This window comes from Cobetia sp. BL01 (assembly GCF_056493605.1).
Genome location: NZ_JBVBEE010000022.1, coordinates 1 through 1,451, shown reverse-complemented (window position 1 = coordinate 1,451; position 1,451 = coordinate 1). Strand labels below are relative to the sequence as shown.

Sequence of the window (1,451 nt, the reverse complement as noted above, 5' to 3'; positions counted from 1 at the left end):
ATTAAGTGGACTGCCCAAGGGCAGCGCGAGGCGGTCAATATCTACACAACAATGACACAAGAGCAAGCAAGGGACATCGATCTCATCGTTTGGCCCGAGGCAGCCCTTCCCATGCTTGAGCAGGAAGCACAGCGAATACTGGAGCAAGTAGCGTCCGACCTGGGGCCTAACACCGCCTTGTTGACCGGCATTTTGCAACGCGACAGTGAAGGGCGCTCTTATAACAGCGTCATAGGGCTAAATGATGTGCAAGGCGAATACCAAAAAGCGCATTTAGTACCCTTTGGCGAGTATTTGCCATTCCAAAGCCTCCTCGCTGACACCCTTGCTTTTTTCGACTTGCCAACACCCCGGCTGACCCCTGGTTCAGACGTACAGGCTCCGTTACACGTGGCTGGCACTACCATTGGCACTGCCATCTGTTACGAGATCATTTTCGCCGATCATGTCGCCCAACAGGCGCGTAATGCCGAGCTGCTATTAACGGTTTCCAACGATACGTGGTTTGGGCGTTCCATTGGCCCACACCAACATCTTCAAATGGCGCGTTTACGTGCCTTAGAAAATGGTCGTCACCTACTTCGAGCTACCAGTAATGGCGTGACGGCCATCATCGATTCACAAGGTCACGTCACAGCCCGTGCCCCACAGTTTGAACAGGCCAGTTTAACTGGCGAGGTGACCCCGATGCAGGGCCTAACTCCTTTCACACGCACCGGTAGTGGCCCCGCTTGGATACTCGCTGCCTTGCTGACACTGCTCGGGTTACAACTGAACTTATCTCGATCAAAAAACGACGCATTAGATGAAAAATGAACCTAGCGATACTCCTGGCAAAGAACGCAGTAATACTTAAGAGATTCCTCCCATGGCCAATGCAGATCGGCTTCATCGTGAGTGTGGTGGTTTCGTTTCTGGCATGGCCCACTGTCGCCATGGAGACACAACCCGACACAACCCGACACGACCCAGGAGACGGAATGGCCCAAAGGGCATTACCCGCTACCAGAGGAAGGTAATATTATCGGAGAGGCTGACACCTTTATCGTAAAGGATTACGACGATACCTTGATAGATATTGCCAGGCGTCACAACCTTGGCTATTTGGAGATGATCCGTGCAAACCCAGAGGTTAGCATCTGGGTTCCAGGGGTGGGCACGGAAGTGACTATTCCGGGACGTTTTATTCTGCCGAATGTGGAGCGTACTGGGATCGTTATCAATATCGCCGAGCTGCGGCTTTACTACTACCCAGATGTCAAAAACGGTGAGACACCGCGTGTTGAGACCTATCCTATTGGCATTGGTCGCGAAGGGTTTGATACTCCTCTAGGCGTGACCGAGACCACCATGAACATTAAAAACCCCGCGTGGTACCCGCCTGAGTCGGTAAAACGCGAAGCGGAAGCACGCGGTGAAACTGTAGTGGTCAAGTGTTTTTGGCCACCGAT

The 1,451-nt window shown here is 52.6% G+C and carries 1 protein-coding gene and 1 pseudogene; both read left to right on the top strand.

Annotation, left to right across the window (positions count from 1 at the left end; all coding sequences use genetic code 11):
* Positions 1-816: apolipoprotein N-acyltransferase (gene lnt, locus ACZYGA_RS16930; protein ID WP_479399721.1), on the top strand; the 816-nt coding region annotated here is incomplete at its 5' end.
* A gap of 119 nt (positions 817-935) precedes the next feature.
* Positions 936-1,451 (top strand): annotated as a pseudogene (locus ACZYGA_RS16925) (L,D-transpeptidase family protein); the annotation flags it as partial.